The sequence below is a fragment of the Nocardia elegans NBRC 108235 genome (assembly GCF_001612845.1).
Taxonomy (GTDB): Bacteria; Actinomycetota; Actinomycetes; order Mycobacteriales; family Mycobacteriaceae; genus Nocardia; species Nocardia nova.
Genome location: NZ_BDBF01000013.1, coordinates 158,882 through 175,052, shown reverse-complemented (window position 1 = coordinate 175,052; position 16,171 = coordinate 158,882). Strand labels below are relative to the sequence as shown.

Annotated in this window: 18 protein-coding genes; 12 read left to right on the top strand and 6 right to left on the bottom strand. The window is 67.6% G+C overall.

Going from position 1 to position 16,171, the window contains the following annotated elements; all coding sequences use genetic code 11:
- Positions 1-103: 103 nt before the first annotated feature.
- Positions 104-928: a hypothetical protein gene (locus NE2_RS11660; RefSeq protein WP_063025938.1), complete on the top strand. Its 825-nt coding sequence runs from the start codon at positions 104-106 to the stop codon at positions 926-928.
- Between the two features lie 18 nt (positions 929-946).
- On the opposite strand, the gene NE2_RS11655 is transcribed toward NE2_RS11660, so the two are convergent.
- Positions 947-1,789, bottom strand: a complete 843-nt coding sequence (locus tag NE2_RS11655; RefSeq protein ID WP_063909362.1) for an acyl-CoA thioesterase domain-containing protein — start codon at positions 1,787-1,789, stop codon at positions 947-949.
- 547 nt (positions 1,790-2,336) lie between these two features.
- Between NE2_RS11655 and NE2_RS11650 the strand changes: the two genes are divergently transcribed.
- Positions 2,337-2,615: a hypothetical protein gene (locus NE2_RS11650; RefSeq protein ID WP_227463053.1), complete on the top strand. Its 279-nt coding sequence runs from the start codon at positions 2,337-2,339 to the stop codon at positions 2,613-2,615.
- 108 nt (positions 2,616-2,723) lie between these two features.
- Here NE2_RS11650 and NE2_RS11645 read toward each other — a convergent pair whose 3' ends face one another.
- Positions 2,724-3,623: a Sco1979 family transcriptional regulator gene (locus NE2_RS11645; RefSeq protein WP_063025937.1), complete on the bottom strand. Its 900-nt coding sequence runs from the start codon at positions 3,621-3,623 to the stop codon at positions 2,724-2,726.
- Positions 3,624-3,750: 127 nt separating this feature from the next.
- Positions 3,751-3,981 carry a DUF397 domain-containing protein gene (locus NE2_RS11640; RefSeq protein ID WP_030515774.1) on the bottom strand — a complete coding sequence of 77 codons (231 nt, stop codon included), beginning with the start codon at positions 3,979-3,981 and terminating at the stop codon, positions 3,751-3,753.
- 431 nt (positions 3,982-4,412) lie between these two features.
- On the opposite strand from NE2_RS11640, the gene NE2_RS11635 reads away from it, so the two are divergent.
- From NE2_RS11635 to NE2_RS11615, 5 genes are all read left to right on the top strand, one after another.
- Positions 4,413-5,213, top strand: a complete 801-nt coding sequence (locus NE2_RS11635) for an SAM-dependent methyltransferase (protein ID WP_174553929.1) — start codon at positions 4,413-4,415, stop codon at positions 5,211-5,213.
- A gap of 191 nt (positions 5,214-5,404) precedes the next feature.
- Complete coding sequence (locus tag NE2_RS11630) at positions 5,405-5,620, top strand: hypothetical protein (protein WP_036524801.1); 216 nt, start codon at positions 5,405-5,407, stop codon at positions 5,618-5,620.
- A gap of 163 nt (positions 5,621-5,783) precedes the next feature.
- A complete protein-coding gene (locus NE2_RS11625; RefSeq protein ID WP_030515776.1) occupies positions 5,784-6,065 on the top strand; it encodes a hypothetical protein in 282 nt (93 codons plus the stop codon).
- Positions 6,066-6,194: 129 nt separating this feature from the next.
- Positions 6,195-6,752 (top strand): TetR/AcrR family transcriptional regulator, encoded by a 558-nt coding sequence (locus NE2_RS11620; protein ID WP_084493968.1) that lies wholly within the window; start codon positions 6,195-6,197, stop codon positions 6,750-6,752.
- Between the two features lie 117 nt (positions 6,753-6,869).
- Entirely contained in the window at positions 6,870-7,436 is a 567-nt protein-coding gene (locus NE2_RS11615; protein ID WP_233429749.1) for a hypothetical protein, read from the top strand.
- A 1-nt stretch (position 7,437) separates the two neighbouring features.
- On the opposite strand, the gene NE2_RS11610 is transcribed toward NE2_RS11615, so the two are convergent.
- A complete protein-coding gene (locus NE2_RS11610) occupies positions 7,438-8,856 on the bottom strand; it encodes an amino acid permease (RefSeq protein WP_063025934.1) in 1,419 nt (472 codons plus the stop codon).
- Between the two features lie 106 nt (positions 8,857-8,962).
- On the opposite strand from NE2_RS11610, the gene NE2_RS11605 reads away from it, so the two are divergent.
- The 4 genes from NE2_RS11605 to NE2_RS11590 all read left to right on the top strand — a co-directional run bounded on the left by NE2_RS11605 (position 8,963) and on the right by NE2_RS11590 (position 12,418).
- Positions 8,963-10,336, top strand: a complete 1,374-nt coding sequence (locus NE2_RS11605; RefSeq protein WP_063025933.1) for an MFS transporter — start codon at positions 8,963-8,965, stop codon at positions 10,334-10,336.
- The gene (locus tag NE2_RS11600) at positions 10,329-10,760 is read left to right on the top strand and encodes a MarR family winged helix-turn-helix transcriptional regulator (protein ID WP_063025932.1); all 432 of its coding nucleotides are present in this window, start codon (positions 10,329-10,331) and stop codon (positions 10,758-10,760) included. The genes NE2_RS11605 and NE2_RS11600 overlap by 8 nt, the downstream gene beginning before the upstream one ends.
- 9 nt (positions 10,761-10,769) lie before the next feature.
- The gene (locus tag NE2_RS11595) at positions 10,770-11,255 is read left to right on the top strand and encodes a universal stress protein (protein WP_227462811.1); all 486 of its coding nucleotides are present in this window, start codon (positions 10,770-10,772) and stop codon (positions 11,253-11,255) included.
- An 83-nt stretch (positions 11,256-11,338) separates the two neighbouring features.
- The gene (locus tag NE2_RS11590; RefSeq protein WP_063025931.1) at positions 11,339-12,418 is read left to right on the top strand and encodes a DoxX family protein; all 1,080 of its coding nucleotides are present in this window, start codon (positions 11,339-11,341) and stop codon (positions 12,416-12,418) included.
- 25 nt (positions 12,419-12,443) lie between these two features.
- On the opposite strand, the gene NE2_RS11585 is transcribed toward NE2_RS11590, so the two are convergent.
- The gene (locus NE2_RS11585) at positions 12,444-13,277 is read right to left on the bottom strand and encodes an alpha/beta fold hydrolase (RefSeq protein ID WP_063025930.1); all 834 of its coding nucleotides are present in this window, start codon (positions 13,275-13,277) and stop codon (positions 12,444-12,446) included.
- Between the two features lie 100 nt (positions 13,278-13,377).
- Here NE2_RS11585 and NE2_RS11580 point away from each other — a divergent pair, with 100 nt between their 5' ends.
- Positions 13,378-13,992, top strand: a complete 615-nt coding sequence (locus NE2_RS11580; RefSeq protein WP_084493967.1) for a TetR/AcrR family transcriptional regulator — start codon at positions 13,378-13,380, stop codon at positions 13,990-13,992.
- Positions 13,993-14,001: 9 nt separating this feature from the next.
- Here NE2_RS11580 and NE2_RS11575 read toward each other — a convergent pair whose 3' ends face one another.
- The gene (locus tag NE2_RS11575) at positions 14,002-16,065 is read right to left on the bottom strand and encodes a neutral/alkaline ceramidase (RefSeq protein WP_106958615.1); all 2,064 of its coding nucleotides are present in this window, start codon (positions 16,063-16,065) and stop codon (positions 14,002-14,004) included.
- Positions 16,066-16,171 lie beyond the last annotated feature (106 nt).

Below are 16,171 nucleotides of genomic sequence, written 5' to 3'. Positions count from 1 at the left end.
AAAACGGCACCTGAAAACACAGGTGAAAGAACGCTGCCGAAAGCGGCTGTGGAATGAACGAGTTCCCTTGCCAGAGCAGGGCATCGGGGGTAATTCTTCGAAGGTGACAGTCGATCGGGCGCAGACATCCTCGCGCCGGCGCAACTGGGAACAACTGCCCGCGGCGACCCGGGCGGCGGTCGAAGCGGTGACCGGTCCGGTCGCGCGGGCGGATTCGGTGATCGCCGGATTCAGCAGCCAACTCGCGACGGTGATCGAGACGGCCGAGGGCCGGACCTTCATCAAGGGTGTGCCGCAACGAGATCCGGAGGTCTGGACCCAGCACCGCGAGGCCGCGCTGGCTCGTCACGTGACTCCGGTGGGCCCGAGGTTACGGTGGCAGATCGCGGCCGGCGGGTGGGATCTGCTCGGATTCGAGTTCATCGCAGGACATTTCGCGGACTACCGCGTCGACGCCGATCTCGCCGCCACCGCGGCCGCGATGTCCGCGCTGAACCGGCTGCACCCGCCCGCCGAGGTGGAACTCAAGGATGCCGAGGTCCGCTGGGGCGCGTATCTCGACGACGACGCCGACACCGCGGTGTTCGCCGGTGACGCCCTGCTGCACACCGACTGGAACTACAGCAACGTCATCATCGACCACGCCGAGGCCCGGCTCGTGGACTGGCCGTGGGCGACGCGGGGTGCGCCGTGGATCGACCCCGGCTGCTGGATCGTCTGGCTCGTCTTCGCCGGCCACGATCCGGCCGCCGCCGAGTCCTGGGCCGCGCGGGTCCCCGCCTGGCACTCCGCGTCCGAACTCGACCTGCGCATTTTCTCCGGCGCGCTCGCCGCGGAATGGACCGCGACGGCCAATCGCAGTCCCAACGTGTGGACCCACGGCCTGCGCGACGCCGCCCGCCGATGGGCCGCCCACCGTGACCGGTGAGCGGCGCCGGCCGCCGGACTAGCGGCGAGCGCCGCCGGCCGCGGCGATCACGCCGTCGAGATGACTCGCGGTGATCTGACGGGCGGCATTGGAAACCGCGGTGATCATCGCGCTGCCGAACGTGCCGTGCCGATCGAACAGGGTCGCGGTGCCGGCGGCGATTCCGTTGCGGCTCAAGTGATTATCGGCCTCGAGACCGATGTCGGCGCCCTCGGGCATGCGCACCAGGGCCAGCGTCAGGTCGGTGTTGATGAAGCCCACCCCGGCACTGGACCAGTTGGTCACCATGCTGGTCTGCTCGGCGGCCATCGCGGCCACCACGAACGGCGAGGGCCGTTCCCCGTCGACCACGTTCACCGGATGCTGCCAGCTGCGTTTGCGGCTGCCGTTCTCGTGTTCCGATGGCACCCGCGACCAGTGCGCGGAATCGTCGCTGTGCCACAGCGGCGCGTTCGGCAGGTCGGAGGGAGGCGCCACCTCGAGCGACGGCGGCACCGGCTGCTGCTCCCGGGTCCAGATCTCGCCCGGCGGTTGCTCGGACGGCTGCAGGAAGACCACCGAGGCGCGTGCCGCGGGTTCGCCGTCCTGGATGACGACCGCATCGGCGAGCCGGATGCGCTTCCCGTTGCGCACACGAGTCGTGGAGACCGACAGCTCGTGCATGCGCGCCGGCTTGAACAGGTCCACGGTCAACCGCACCGGCACGAAGCCGTCGGTGGCGTGCTCGTTGTCGAGAGCTCGCGCCAGGAGCCCGCACAGCGCCGGCCCGACCACCTGATCGGCCGACCACTGGCTGGCCGCCATCCGGTTCGGGGTGAAGCCCCCGCCGTCCACCGCGAAATATCCGTGCGAGCTGTCCACCGCGCGCGCCTGTCTCCTCGGGTCGCCGCCCGTGAGCACCGCGGGCGGCTACCGTCGGCGACAGCCCGCGCTCGCCGTCGGCGACTGATCTTGCTGGTCCAGGCAGATATAGCACGGCAACGAGAACCGGTTCCACGCCGGGGCCGCTGCGCGGGACACCACCGACACGCTCGGCAGCGCATTCGACCAAGATCGGCGTGTCGTTTCCCGGCGCCGATACCATAATTTTTCGGCGAGGGAACCAGCCGTCCGGTCCGTGCGGAAACAGCGCAGCAAGCCACCTGCCCGCTCCGGCCGGCGTGCCGGTCGGTATATCACCCCCGCTATGGGAATCGGCGCCGGATCACCTGCCGGACAGAGGGCTCCCGCGAAGGTCGGCAGCAACCCATCAGCAGCCGAAAACCGGCCCCTGACCGGGGATTCGATGTTGCAGATGTGCTTGCATATGATCTCGCGGCCACCCTAGACTCGGGCTGCAAGGCAATGCAGGGGACTACCCGTGAGCCGTAGGGTGAACCGGAAGCCAATTTTCGCCGAAGGAAACACCATGCGGCCTGGCGTCAGGGGCGTTCGTATGAACCAGCCAATGGGCCTCGGTCGGCTCGGAGTGATGGACAGGAACCGGACCGGGCATCACAACAATTCGCGGGAAACCGCAACATCTTTCGTCATCAGTGCGGTCGAGTCCACCGGCGCGGCCACACGCGACGATTTCGATATCGATCGCATCGTCACCACCGCGCACGCGATGGTGAATGATTGGGATTTCGACGCGATGCAACCGGAAGCTTTCTGGCGCATCGCATCCAGTTGCATCAAACAATAGATCGGGACGGAAGCAGTAGCCGCCGACCCTCGGGTCGGCGGCTACTGCGGTCTTCGAGGCATTGCTGTCTTCGAGGCATCGATGCATCGCGATGCCGGCTCGGCGGGTCTACGAAGGGTCGGACAGGCCGGCCGCGGCCTTCTTCATCATCTCCCGCGACCGCTCGGGCGGTTCGGCCTGCACACTGAGCCGGTCCATGACCTGGCGGTAGAGCTCCAGATCCTGCTGGCGATCCAGATACAGTGCGCTGGTGAGCTGTTCGAGATACACGATATCGGGCAGTTCGGGTTCGGCGAAGCGCAGCATCGTGAACGAGCTGCCCGCCGCCGCGTGGCCGCCGGCCGCATACGGCAGCACCTGGATGGTCACGTTCGGCTTCATCGAGACCTCGACCAGGTGATCGAGCTGTGCGCGCAGCACCTGCTCACCGCCGATCGGCCGGTGCAGCACCGCTTCGTCGAGGACTGCCCACAGCGTCGGCGCTCCGGGGCGGTCCAGGATTTCCTGGCGCTTCTTGCGGAGTTCCACTCGGCGGGCGGCCTCGGCGTTCTCGTGACCGAGCGCCACCACCGAGCGGGTGTACTCCTCGGTCTGCAGCAGACCGGGAACAAGCTGTCCTTCGAAGGTACGGATCGACTTCGACGCGTGTTCCAGACCCAGGTAGGTCTCGAACCATTGGGGCAGCAGATCGTTGTAGCTGTGCCACCACCCCGGCTGGTTCGCGCGGCTCACCAGATCGAGGAACATCTCACGCTCTTCGACGTTGTCGACGCCGTAGAGCGTCAGCAGATCGCGAACGTCGCGTTCCTTGAAACCGGTGCGCCCCAATTCGAGTCGGCTGATCTTCGCGTGTGAGCCACGGATGTGCTCGCCGGCCGCCTCACGCGTGATACCGGCGGCTTCCCGCAGTTTGCGGAGCTGTCCGCCGACCGCGATCCGAAGCGCTGTCGGACCGCGTTCGGCGACAAGCGAATCCACACGGCCGATCCGGACGGGCTCTGCCATCATGAGGTTTACTCCGATGCTCGACGATCACCGGCAATGAGGGTACAGCCATCGAGAGCAGCTGGTCGAACATCAGGAACTTCTGCCTCGTCGCGTACCGACACCGCGCCGAATGCCATGCTACCGCCGATCAGGCCAGATCGTCGAACTCTCCACTCTTCGCGCCCCGGAGGAACGCGTCGATCTCGGGGCGGGTGTAGACGAGCACCGCTCCCTCGGGATCACGCGAGTTGCGCACGGCAACCAGGCCATTGGACAAATCGGCCAATTCGACACAGTTCCCGCTCGGATTGCTGAACGTGCTCTTGCGCCACGCGGCTTCGGACAGGCGGCCGGCTGTGGTGGCAGTGGAATCGGTCATGACTGTCTCCAGGGTTCGTGGTGGCCGAGCTCGGCAGCAGTGGCCCACACTCGGCGATCCGGATTGATCGAGCTGATGCCTATCTTCAGCTCTTGCATATGTTCGAGCAAATGTACTTGCATTTGAAACCGACGCTTTGAACGATAGCACGGGGGTTGGCTCGGATCGAGCCCTCCGGAAAATCGCAAAAAACCAAGGGCGACAAGGACTTTTCCGTCCTTTTTCCATTGACTCGTCATCTTTCGAACCGGCCTCCGAGCACCCGAAAACGGTGTCCGACCGGTCGGTTTCGGGCCTCGACCGGGGCGAATGGCACATTCCCAGCCGATCCGCACACCGGATGCGACCGTTTCGGTTACCGTCTCGCGCACCCGGCATCGGCAACCGCCGGACGGGACTCGAGCGTCGGAACCGGGAGCAGGAGGGAATTGGTGCCGCCAAGACAGCAGCAGCCGAGCCGCGAGCGTGAGATTCGGACCGATATCCCGCACACCGCGCGGATCTGGAACTACTGGATGGGTGGACGGCAGAATTACGAGGTCGATCGCCGGGTCGGCAGCGCGGCAACGGAACTCGATCCCGGTATTACCGCCCTGGCGGCCGAGAGCCGCCGCTTTCTCCGGCGCGCGGTCGAACATCTCGCCGGCGACCTCGGGATCACCCAGTTCCTCGACATCGGCGCGGGGCTGCTCGCCACGGACAACACCCACGAGGTCGCGTGCCGGCGCAATCCGGCGGCCCGGGTCGTCTATGTGGACAACGATCCGCTGGTGCTCACCCACGGCCGGACGCTGCTGACCGATCCGCGAGCCGTCTATCTGGATGCGGATCTGCGCGAACCGGATCGGCTGTTCGCCCGTGCCGCAGACATTCTCGATCTCGACCGTCCGGTCGCGGTGATGTTCATGGGTGTGCTGGGCCACTGCGAACGCATCGGCGAACTCCGCGCGGTCGTCGCGGATTCGATGGCGCGGGTCTGCCGCGGCAGCTACCTCGCCTATTGGGACGGCACCACCGACAGCGCCGATTTCGTCCGGATGTGCGCGACCTACGAAAACGTCACGGCCGTACCGTATTTCCCGCGCGACCATTGCGAGTTGCGCTCCATCTTCTCGGAGCTGGAGTTGCTCGAGCCCGGCTTCGTCCCCCTGACACGATGGCGCCGGCCGGCCGGCGAACCGGTGCCGACCGTGCCGGTGTCGGGCTACGGCGCGGTGGCGCGCAAACCCTGATCACCCCTTGGGGCACAACACTTCCGATCATCGGCGAGTGTGCAGATGTACTTGCATTTGCTCCTTGCAGCGCCGTAAACTCGACCGCACGACATGGCCGGACCACGCCGGAGCAGGCAGGCCGGAAGCAGCGGGAGGCCGTGCCGAAAAGTTCGCTTCCGCAATCTTTCGCCAACGGTCGAGGGCATTCCATGAACCAACTGCTCCAGCATTCCGGTACATGCGATCACGGCACATCCGAGCACCGCACGTCCGGCGCCGATCAGGTCGGTGACTGCGCCACCGAACCCCGGGAACTCACCTACCCCCGCGCCCGCGCGATTCTCTACGCACACGACCGGCACCTGTCGTGCCGGCAGTGGATCGCCGCCGCGGCGTATCTGTCCGCCGGACTCGACGACGAGTAGATCGCTCCGCGTTCGCCACCCTCGTCAAGACGGCTGAACGCCTCGAAACCGGTCCCCGACAGCGCGATTCCGCACTTACGTTCGCAATCGCCTGTCACCAGGACGAATACGCGCCCTACGATGGTGGTACCCGCACCACACCATCTTGTGGAACGAGGGCATCATGATCCTTCTGGCGATGCACGACGTCATAGTGGCCCAGGTCGGCAACCCGACGCCCGAGACACCTCCGGCGGCGGACAAACTCCTGAAACTGGTGCGCTACTTCACCTGGTTCATGCTGCTGTCGGGGACCAGCGCGATCATCTTCGCCGGCGGCCGCTTCGCCTGGGAGAAGTGGAACGGCGGCCCGCTGGAGTCACCGAAGATGGTGGCCGGGGCCCTCGTCGGCGGCCTGGTGGCCACCAGCGCCGGTACCTTGATGAATTCGATTCTGGCGCAGTGATTCCCGACATTCCGGACGATTCACCCGAAACCGTGCGTTCCGGATCCCGCCTCCGCACGCCGCCCCAGTAGGCTGAACACGGGCCACCGGCGGATCCGGTGCCGTCCCTGGTCGAGATGGGAGGCTCCGGTGGCCGGCAGGCGGACCGACACACGGGACCGAATCCGCTCGGTCGCGATGGAGCTGTTCTCCGCGAACGGATACGAACACACCTCGATCCGGGAAATCGCCGATCGGCTCGGCATCACCAAAGCCGCGGTCTACTACCACTTCCGATCCAAGGAAGACATCGTCGTCAGCCTCGCCGACGATCTGCGCAGGGGCATCGACGACCTGCTGGCCTGGGCCGCCGACCAACCACCCGGACCCGGCACCGGCCGCGAAATTCTGCGCCGCTACGGCGCCGTGCTGCACCACACCGGGCGGGAGATGACCCGGTTCATGTATGAGAACCAGCCCGCGTTCCGCCGGCTCGGGGTGGGATCGGACCTGCGCTATCACTTTCGCGCGGTCGCCGACGCGATGACCGCCCCCGACCACGAACCCCTGGCGGTCTTCCATGCCCGCCAAGCTCTGCTGGCCATCTCGTGGAGTATCGGGATGATGGGCGATGTCGACCTGACCGACGAGCAATGCCGCCGGGCGGCAGAGGATATCGCGCTGGCGATCTACGAACGGGCACAATGAGAGCCTGATGAAGGCCGGCCCGAGGACATCATGAATACACGCGTAATTCTCCTGGCCGCTGCGATACTCGCGGCGCCGCTGCTGATATGTGGGTGCTCCCACCAGAATTCGTCACCGGTGAGCCAGGCGGCACATCCGGTTTCCATAGCCCACCAGGGCGCCCCCGCGGTCGGCCCCGGCCCGTCGGGCACCTACACCGTCGCCGCGCAACCGGCACCCGGCAGCTGCCATTTCGGCAAAACCGCTGACGGACAGCCACTTCCGGACCCGCACTGCACGCCGGGGGCGACCAATCCGAAGGTCACAGCCGAAACCGTCAAGTCGACGATCTGCGTAGGCGGATACACTCAATCCATCCGCCCGCCGGCGAGTATCACCGACCGGGAGAAGAAGGCGAACGCCGAATCCTACGGTTACACCGGCAATCTGCACGATGCCGAATACGACCACTTGATCTCGCTCGAGCTCGGCGGCGATCCGAACGATCCGCGCAATCTGTGGGTCGAACCGCCCTCCCCCGACCACAAGGCCGGGTCGGGGCCGAACAACCCCAAGGATTCGGTGGAGAACAAACTGCATTCGCTGATCTGCTCCGGCGCGGTCGGCCTGACCGACGCGCAGAACGCCATCGCGGCCGATTGGACCACCGCGTTGGCGGCGGTCGGCCATCCGGACGGAAAGTAGGTCAGCTCACCGCGGATTCCCGGCGGCGGGCCAACCGGTTCACCACCGGGTATCCGGCGCAGACGACCACCGCCCACCCCAGGCCGACCGCCAGTGCGGTCCGGCCGCTGTCGGTCCAGAACAGCAGAACGACGACCAGTCCGAGGAAGGCCAGTGCCAGCACCGAGCTGACCGGCGCCCCGGGCAGGCGGTAGTCGCTGGCCGGCAGTTCGCCGCGGCGCACACGGGCCCGGTAGATCATGTGACAGACCAGGATCATGCCCCAGACGAAGATGATGCCGATGGTCGACACCGAGGTGATGTAGTTGAACGCCTTGTCCGGGGAGACCAGGTTGACGATCACGCCGATCACCATCATCGCCGCCGAGAGCAGGATGCCCGCGAACGGCACCCGGCGATTGCTCAGGCCACCGAGCGCGACCGGGGCCTCACCACGCAGCGAGAGACTGCGCACCATGCGACCGGTCGAGTAGATGCCGGAGTTGCACGACGACAGCGCCGCGGTCAGCAGCACGAAATTGATGATCCCGGCCGCCCCCGGAATACCGATCTGCTCGAACACCTCCACGAACGGGCTGCGCCCGGAGTGGAAGACCTTCCAGCTCGACACCGACATGATCACGATCAGCGCGCCCACATAGAACAGACCGATGCGCAGCGGGAGCGAATTGATCGCCCGGCGCAGAGTGCGGCGGGGATCGGCGGCCTCGCCCGCGGTCACACCGACGAGTTCGACGCCCACATAGGCGAAGAGCACGATCTGCAACGCCAGTAGCGCTTGGCCGAATCCGTTCGGGAAGACACCGCCGTCGGCCCACAGATTGGTCACCGTCGGATCGGGGGCGTGGCCGAAACCGAAGATCAGCACGCCGATACCGATGGCGATCATCGCGACGATCGCGGTCACCTTGATGGTGGAGAACCAGAACTCGCCTTCGCCGAACAGCTTCACCGAGATCAGGTTCGCGGCGAACAGCACGCCGAGCACGACGAGCGCGGTGACCCATTCCGGGATCGCGAACCAGTACTTGATGTATTTGCCGGCGACGGTGATCTCCGCCATGCAGGTCGCCACCCACACCGCCCAGTAGGTCCAGCCGGTGACGAAGCCGGCGAAGCGACCGAGGAACTCGTGCGCGTATTCACCGAAGCTGCCCGACACCGGCCGGTAGGTCAGCAGCTCCCCCAGCGCGCGCATGATCACGAAGATCGCGAGGCCGGCGGCGAGATAGCACAGGATCAGGGCCGGACCGGCCTGTTCGATGGCCCCACCGGATCCGTAGAACAGTCCCGTGCCGATCGCCCCGCCGATGGCGATCATCTGGATGGTTCGGGGGTTGAGGCCGCGCTGGTAGCCCTCTTCACCCGCGGACGCGAGGGCGGGCGCATCCGTCCCCTCGGGTTTGCGGTCGGTCGTCATATCGCAGCACCGTACCGGGTCGGGGCCGGGGCGCGACCGGTGCAACCGTGCAGTGAACTAGTTCACAGCTCTTGCCGCCCAATAGTTGTGGGCGCACAATCATTGTGTGTTTACAACTGTTTCCGGGCTGACGCCGCGTCACAAGACGATCGTGCTGGTCACCTGCTGTCTGAGCCTGCTGATCTCGTCGATGGACGCGACCATCGTCAACGTCGCGATTCCGACGATCCGCAGCGATATGGACGCGCCCCTGTCGCGGCTGCAGTGGATCGTCGACGTCTACACCCTCACCCTGGCGAGCCTGCTGATGCTGTCGGGCGCGACCGCCGACCGCTTCGGCCGCAAGCGCATGTTCCGGATCGGACTGAGCATCTTCGCCCTGGGCTCGCTGCTCTGCAGCGTCGCTCCCGATATCGACATGCTGATCGGGGCACGTTTCATCCAGGCCATCGGCGGCTCGATGCTCAATCCCGTCGCGATGTCGATCATCACCACGGTCTTCACCGGCCGCGTCGAACGGGCGCGAGCTGTCGGCGTCTGGGGCGCGGTGGTCGGCATCTCGACCGCGATCGGCCCGATGGTCGGCGGCGTGCTGATCGACGCCCTGGGCTGGCAGTCGGTGTTCTGGATCAATCTGCCGATCTGCGCGGTCGCGCTGGTGCTGACCACGCTCTACGTCCCGGAATCGAAGTCGCGCACCGCACGCGGGATCGACCCGCTCGGCCAGGTGCTGGCGGTCGTGGTGATGTTCACGCTGGTCTTCGGGCTGATCGAACATCGCCCGGAGATCTTCGGCATCACGGCCGTGGCACTGGCCGGATTCCTCTACGCCGAACGGCGGCACCGCTCGCCGTTCATCGATCTGCGGTTCTTCCGCAGCGTGCCGTTCGCGGCGGCCACCGTCACCGCGATCTGCGCGTTCGCCGGACTGGGGGCCTTCCTCTTCAGCGCTTCGCTGTATCTGCAAGGCGTACGGCATTATTCGGCTGTGCACACGGGACTTCTCTACCTGCCGATGGCGCTGGGGATGCTGATCTGCTCGCCGCTGTCGGGCCGGCTGGTCGGCCGCTTCGGCACCCGGCCCTCGCTGGTCGCCGCCGGAATTCTGATGACGACGGCCGCGGCGCTGCTGACCACGCTGCGACCCGATACCCCGATCTGGCAGCTGGTCGTGATGTTCGCGATCTTCGGCGCCGGTTTCGGCACAGTGAACCCGCCGATCACCACCGCCGCGGTCAGCGGGATGCCGATGGATCGGGCGGGCGCGGCCTCGGCGGTCGCCTCGACCAGCCGCCAGATCGGCGTCAGCGTCGGAGTGGCGCTGTGCGGGCTGCTGTCCGGGGCGGGATTGTGGTGGGTGGTTGCCGCTCTCGCGGCGGGCGTCGGGGTGCTGGGCATCGCCGCCAACACCGGATGGGCACTGCGCTCGCGCGACCGGATCGCTCCCCTGCTCGAACAGAAGGAGCCCGCCCGTGTCTGACGAGGAGCTCACCGTCGCCGCGGAACCGACGCCCGACGAGGTCTGGCGCGTGCTGACCGATGTCGTCAAGGACACCCGCGACACCTGGAAGCGCGCGGTGGTCGATCGAATGGGCATGCCGTTCAGCAGATTCCGCGTGTTGCGGCGGCTGCTGCCCGGTCCGCTGCCGCTGAAGGAACTGGCCCGGGTGGCCACCATGGACGCGCCGGCCACCACCGTGGTGGTCAACGACCTCGAGGCCCGCGGGCTGGTCTCGCGCGAAACCGCTCCGGACGATCGGCGGCGCAAGCTGGTGACCATCACCGATGCCGGGCGGGAGGTGATCGCGCAGGCGATGGCCACTCCCGATCCGCCGCCGCCCACGCTCACCGCGCTGTCCGCCGAGCAGTTGCGCACCCTGCACGATCTGTTGCGGCTGCTCTAGGCTCGGGTCGTGGCCGAAGAGACAACACCGGAGTGGGCGCCCGGCCTGTCGTCGGGTTTCGAACTGGGCACCGACGGGCCCCGGGTGATCATGGTCGGCATCGACGGTTCGGATGCCTCCTGGCGCGCGACCGCCTATGCGGCCGGATTGGCCCGGCGTCAGAACTCCCTGCTGGCAATGGTTTACGTCCAGCCGTGGATGGCCATGGCCGGCGCCTACGGCGTCGACGTCCAGGGCGCGACCGCCGAGATGGCCGAGGATCTGGCCCGGCAGGTACGCGAGCACGCCGAGAAGGTCAAAGACGTCTACCGCACCCGCTGGAAGTTCATCACCCGCCGCGGCGATCCGTTCACGGTGCTGGCCGAGGCCGCCGACGAATTGAAGGCCGACGGCGTCGTGGTCGGCGCGTCCGAGAAGGCCGGGCATCGAATTATCGGCTCGGTCGCGGTGCGTCTGGTGAAAGCGGGGCGCTGGCCGGTTACTGTCGTGCCCTGAGCTCCGTCGGCGTCCCGCTGTGATTGGGACGCGGCATCGGGGGAACCCGCCGGAACGAGACCGTTGAGGAAAGGGTTTTCACTATGTTGATTCGCCGCCTTGCCCGACCGCTGCTGGCATCGGTGTTCGTCGTCGACGGAGTCGACACTCTGATGCATCCCGAGCCCCGGGCGCAGGCCGCCACCACCTTGGTATCCCATGGGGAACAGCGGCTGCCGGATTCGGTATCGGCCAAACTGCCCTCCGATCCGGCGAAAGTGGTGCGGATCAATGCCATCGTCCGGGTCGGCGCCGGAACGCTGCTCGCGCTGAATCGCGCACCCCGGCTCTCGTCGCTGGCGCTGGCGGTGACCGTCATCCCGGCCACCGTGACCGAGCAGGACTTCTGGAACGAATCGGATGCGCAGCAGCGTGCCGCCAAGCGCACGGCCTTCCTCAAGGACGTCGGTCTGCTCGGTGGCCTGCTCATCGCCGCCGCCGATACCGAGGGCAAGCCCTCGCTGGGCTGGCGGGGTCGCCGGGCCGCGCGTAAAGCCGCCGCCGCCCTCCCGTTCACCGCCGCCACCACCGACACGGTGCGGGATCGCCTGCAGCAGCAGGCCGTCCGCGGCCGGGAACTGGCCGCGGTGGCCGCCGACAAGGGCGCTGATCTGGCCTCGGTGGCGCAGTCACGCGGCGCCGAACTCGCCTCGGCGGCCCAGTCGCGCGGCGGGGAACTCGCCGAGGCCGCCCGCGAGCACGGCACCGAATGGGCGGAACTGGCGCGCAGCCGGGGCGCCGATTTGGCCGGCACGGCTCTCGACCATCGCGGCGAGTGGGCCGAGCTGGCCAAGCGGCGCGGCGCGGATCTGGCCGAGGCCGCCCGCGAACACGGCGGCGACTGGGCTGAGCTGGCCAAGCGCAAGAGCGCGGAACTCGCCGACACCGCGGGCGATCACCGGGGCGAATGGGCCGAGATCGCGAAGCACCGCGGCACCGAATGGGCCGAAGCCGCCCGTGAGCACGGTGGCGAATGGGCCGAGGTGGCCAAGCAGCGCGGGTCGATCTTCGCGCGCCAGGCCCGCAAGCGCGCCGAGGAGGCGGCCGAGGCCGCCCGCGAGCGTGCGGAGAAGGCCGCGGAGACGGCGCGCGAGCGTCTGGCCGAAGCCCGAAACGGCAAGTGACACACCGCTTCTCACCGGCGCCGGATCAGGCGCCGGTGAGAAACGCCGTCATCGCCGCGGCCACGGCCTCGGGTTGATCGAGCATCGACAGCACGTACGCGTCGTCGATCTCCACCAGCCGGCCCGCGGGCAACAGTTCGGCGAGGCGGCGCCCGTGGTCGCGGGGCATCGGCGCGGCCTGCGGGGACCACAGCACCAGCGCACGGCCGGGGAAGTTCCGCAAGGCTTCGGTATCGGCGATCAGCTGCGCGGCCGGTGGAAACACCCGGCCGTATTTGCGCACGTCGCGGCCGATATCCGGATTGCGCAGGGCGGGATCGGTCCAGCCGCGCATCAGTTCGTCGGGTACCGGATATCGCGCCATCTGTCCGTAGATCAGTGACGAGCGGCGCAACAGCCCGATGCGCAACTGACGCAGCACGATCGGTAGCGCGCCCGGGACGCGCAACGCCAGCACCGCCAGCTTCCCCGGCAGCCCGGGCGGGAAGTTGTCGAAGGCCTCGCACGGCAACACGATCAACTGGGCGACCCGTTTGTCGAGGCCGTACGCGGTGAGGAACAGCCCGCCGCCCCAGTCGGAATGCACCAGGGTGACCTCGCGCAGGTCCAGCGCGTCGAGGAAGTCGGCGAGCACCACGTTCTGGCCGCGCAGACTCAGATCCGCGTCCGCCCGCATCGGTTCCGGATGCGAGCCGAGCGGCAGCACCGGCCGCACATAGCGAAAACCACTGGGCAGCAACGGCATCACGCGGTCCCATACCGTGTGATCGATGAGCAGTCCGTGCAACAGCACGACCGGCGGCCCTTGGCCCTCCTCGACGTAATGAATCGGACCGGCGGGAACTTCGACGACCGGCATACCCCTGCCACCTCCGCATCGGAATCGCGCGACGACGCCATGAACACCGCGTCCACCTCGTAGAACGTTCGCTCTAGAGCGTGTGTTCTAGTATGGGAGGGTGTCCGAGACCGTGTCAACCCCGACCGCCGAGCGCATCGTCACCGCGACCGCGGAACTGATGCGCCGCCAGGGGTACGGCGCTACCAGCGTCAAACAGATCACCGCCGCCGCGCGGGCCCCGATCGGGTCGCTGTATCACCACTTCCCGCAGGGCAAACAGCAGATCGCGACGGCCGCGCTGCGTACCAGCGGCGCCGCCTACATCGAGCTGCTACCGCTGCTGATGGACCCGTATCCGGACCTGCGGGTGGCAGTGGTGGCCGCGTTCACCGCCGCCGCCGAACAGATCGAGCAGTCGGGCTGGATGAACATGTGCCCGGTCGGCACGGTCGCGGGCGAGATCGCCGACAGCGAACCGGCGTTGCGGGAGGTGACCGCCGAGGTGATGCAATCCTGGATCGACCAGGGCAGTGCGTACTTCCGCGCACGCGGGCTACCCGCCCCCGCGGCCCACACCTTCGTGATCGCGGTCCTCGGCGCCCTGGAGGGTGCGTTCATTCTCAGCCGCACCCTCCGCTCGACCGCCCCGATCGAATCGGCCGGGCAAGCGATGGCCGCCTATCTCGACACGCTCACCGAAACCCGCTCCCCGGCCACGGCGTCCGAGGGATGAACCAGCCGATCAGCCCACGCTGAATTCGGCCGTGGTGCCGGTGAACCGAACGGCGGCATCACCGTCGCGGCGGTCACCGCGGTATTCGATGCGATAGCGCCCGGCTTCCGCGTCGGCGGGCACGGTCCAGTGGATGGCGACCCGCGAGGCCGCGGGCTGGCCGGGCGGGCGCGACCAGTGCAGTTCGGTGCACCAGTCGTTGTCGTCGAAGACCGCCAGCCATTGCTCGCCCTCGGCGCGCTGCACCTCGAAATAGCTTCCGCCGGTGTGGAAGTCGTTGGCCGGGTGGGCGCCGCAGAACTCGACCGTCACCGTATCGCCGTGACCGTAGCCGGGTTTCGGCCCGGTGATCACCTCACCGAATGCGCGCCCGGTCATCGGCACATCGGCCGGTACCGGCGGCAGCAGATTCGGCTGTACGCCCGCGGTCCAGTCCAGCGGGGCCGGGCCGCGGCCGAGGTCGACGCGTGCGGCCACCGCACGGGCCAGCCGATCGAATTCCTGCACATAGGCGGGCAGGGTCCAGCGGCCGAACAGCGTTTCCCCGCCCTCGTACTGCTGAGAGGCGTATTCCTCCGGCGTGGTCACGTAGCCGCAGTACCCGTTCGAATAGCCTTGCAGCAGCACGTTTTCCAGTGGGACCGACAGGGCGTGCGCCACCACCCGCCGGATCCGCAACCCCGAGACCACCGTGAATTCCGCCGGCCCCGAGGCCAGCACCAGATCGCCGATCCGCAGAATCTGGATCGGCACCGTCAGCGGGACCCACGGGCGCGGCGGCAGCACACCCAGCGGCGCCACGATCAGCTTGGGCGCCTGCACATCCCGCATCCACTGCTCGATGGGGCCGTCCAGTCCGCCGAGCGCCGCGACGACCGGATCCGCATTGCCTTCCTGCAGGAACGACAGCTGGGTCTTCCAGTTGTCCTCCGAGCTGGTCGCGGCGGCCGCGGCGCCCATCATGGCGGGCGCGGTGCGGGCCGGTTTACCGTCCGGCGTGTAGGACCCGTCGATGGCGGTATCGGCCATGTTCAGATACCGCAGCGCGGCGTCCACTCCCCCGCTGCGCATCGGCCGCGCCGCATCGAAAGCCGCACGGCCCGCGCGGTATTGACGCTCGCCGATGAGAGAGCAGTTGAGCCGGTTGTCCTCGGTGGGCCCGGACGGATGCCACGGCGTGAGTCCGATATTCGGCGTCATATCACCGGCGTTGGTCTGCGCGAACGCCGCCACGAAGCCGGGCTTTCCGGTGCCCGGCCGCACTCCCATCTCGTCGTGCTCCCAGCGGTAGCTGGCATAGCCCTTGTTGTCGGCCGAGATGAGCGTATTGGCGTCGGTGAGCGATGTCCCGTGCGTCGCGAACCAGGTGATCGCGCCGATGTCCTTGCCGCCCTGCCGCAATCGCAGCACCGTCACCTGCGGATCGATGGCATTCGGGAATTCGGCCTTGTCGTCCGGTGGGTTCAGGTCGAAGGCCACCCGGGACCGGTTGGCCGAGGCGTCGTGCAGTTCGCCGTGCCCGAGCGACAGTGTGCCCGGCGCCAGATTCTCGTGCGCCGCCACCAGCGCCGCGACGATACCGTCCACCTCGGCTTGATGGGAATTGCTCTGAAAGCCGTATGCGGCAAGGGAATAGGCGTATTCGCGAGCGGTGCCGCCGCAGGAATTGTGATTGTGGGTCGCGTTGAGATTGACGTTGCGCTCGGTGTACAGGGCACCGAATCGCTGTGCCAGCCGCTGCATCACGGCCAGATGGACCGACTGGAACAGGCATGCGATATCCGCGTTGACGAAGGCCACCCGCTCGCCACTGGCCCGGTCGACCACGATGTAGGCGCGCGCCCAGGTCCGCATGAGCAGCCCGGTCGCGACCTGGTCGAGTTCGGAGTAGCCCATCATGCCTTGCCCGGCGACCGCGCCGGTCACATCGGCGATACCGGCGCCGACCAGATATCCCGCCTCGTCGCCGGTGACCCGGATCGGTGCCGCCCCCGCGGAAGCGGTGGCCCCCACTCCCGCGGCCACGGCCGCGGTCACGGTGCCGGCCAGCATCGATCGCCGGGTAAACGTCACTGATCGCTCCTTCGATTCCGGCCGCCACGCTGCGACCGCCTCCTTCAACCGTGTGCACCGGAGATTACTGGTCACTCGTCCAGTACGCCAGCCCGATTTCCCCACC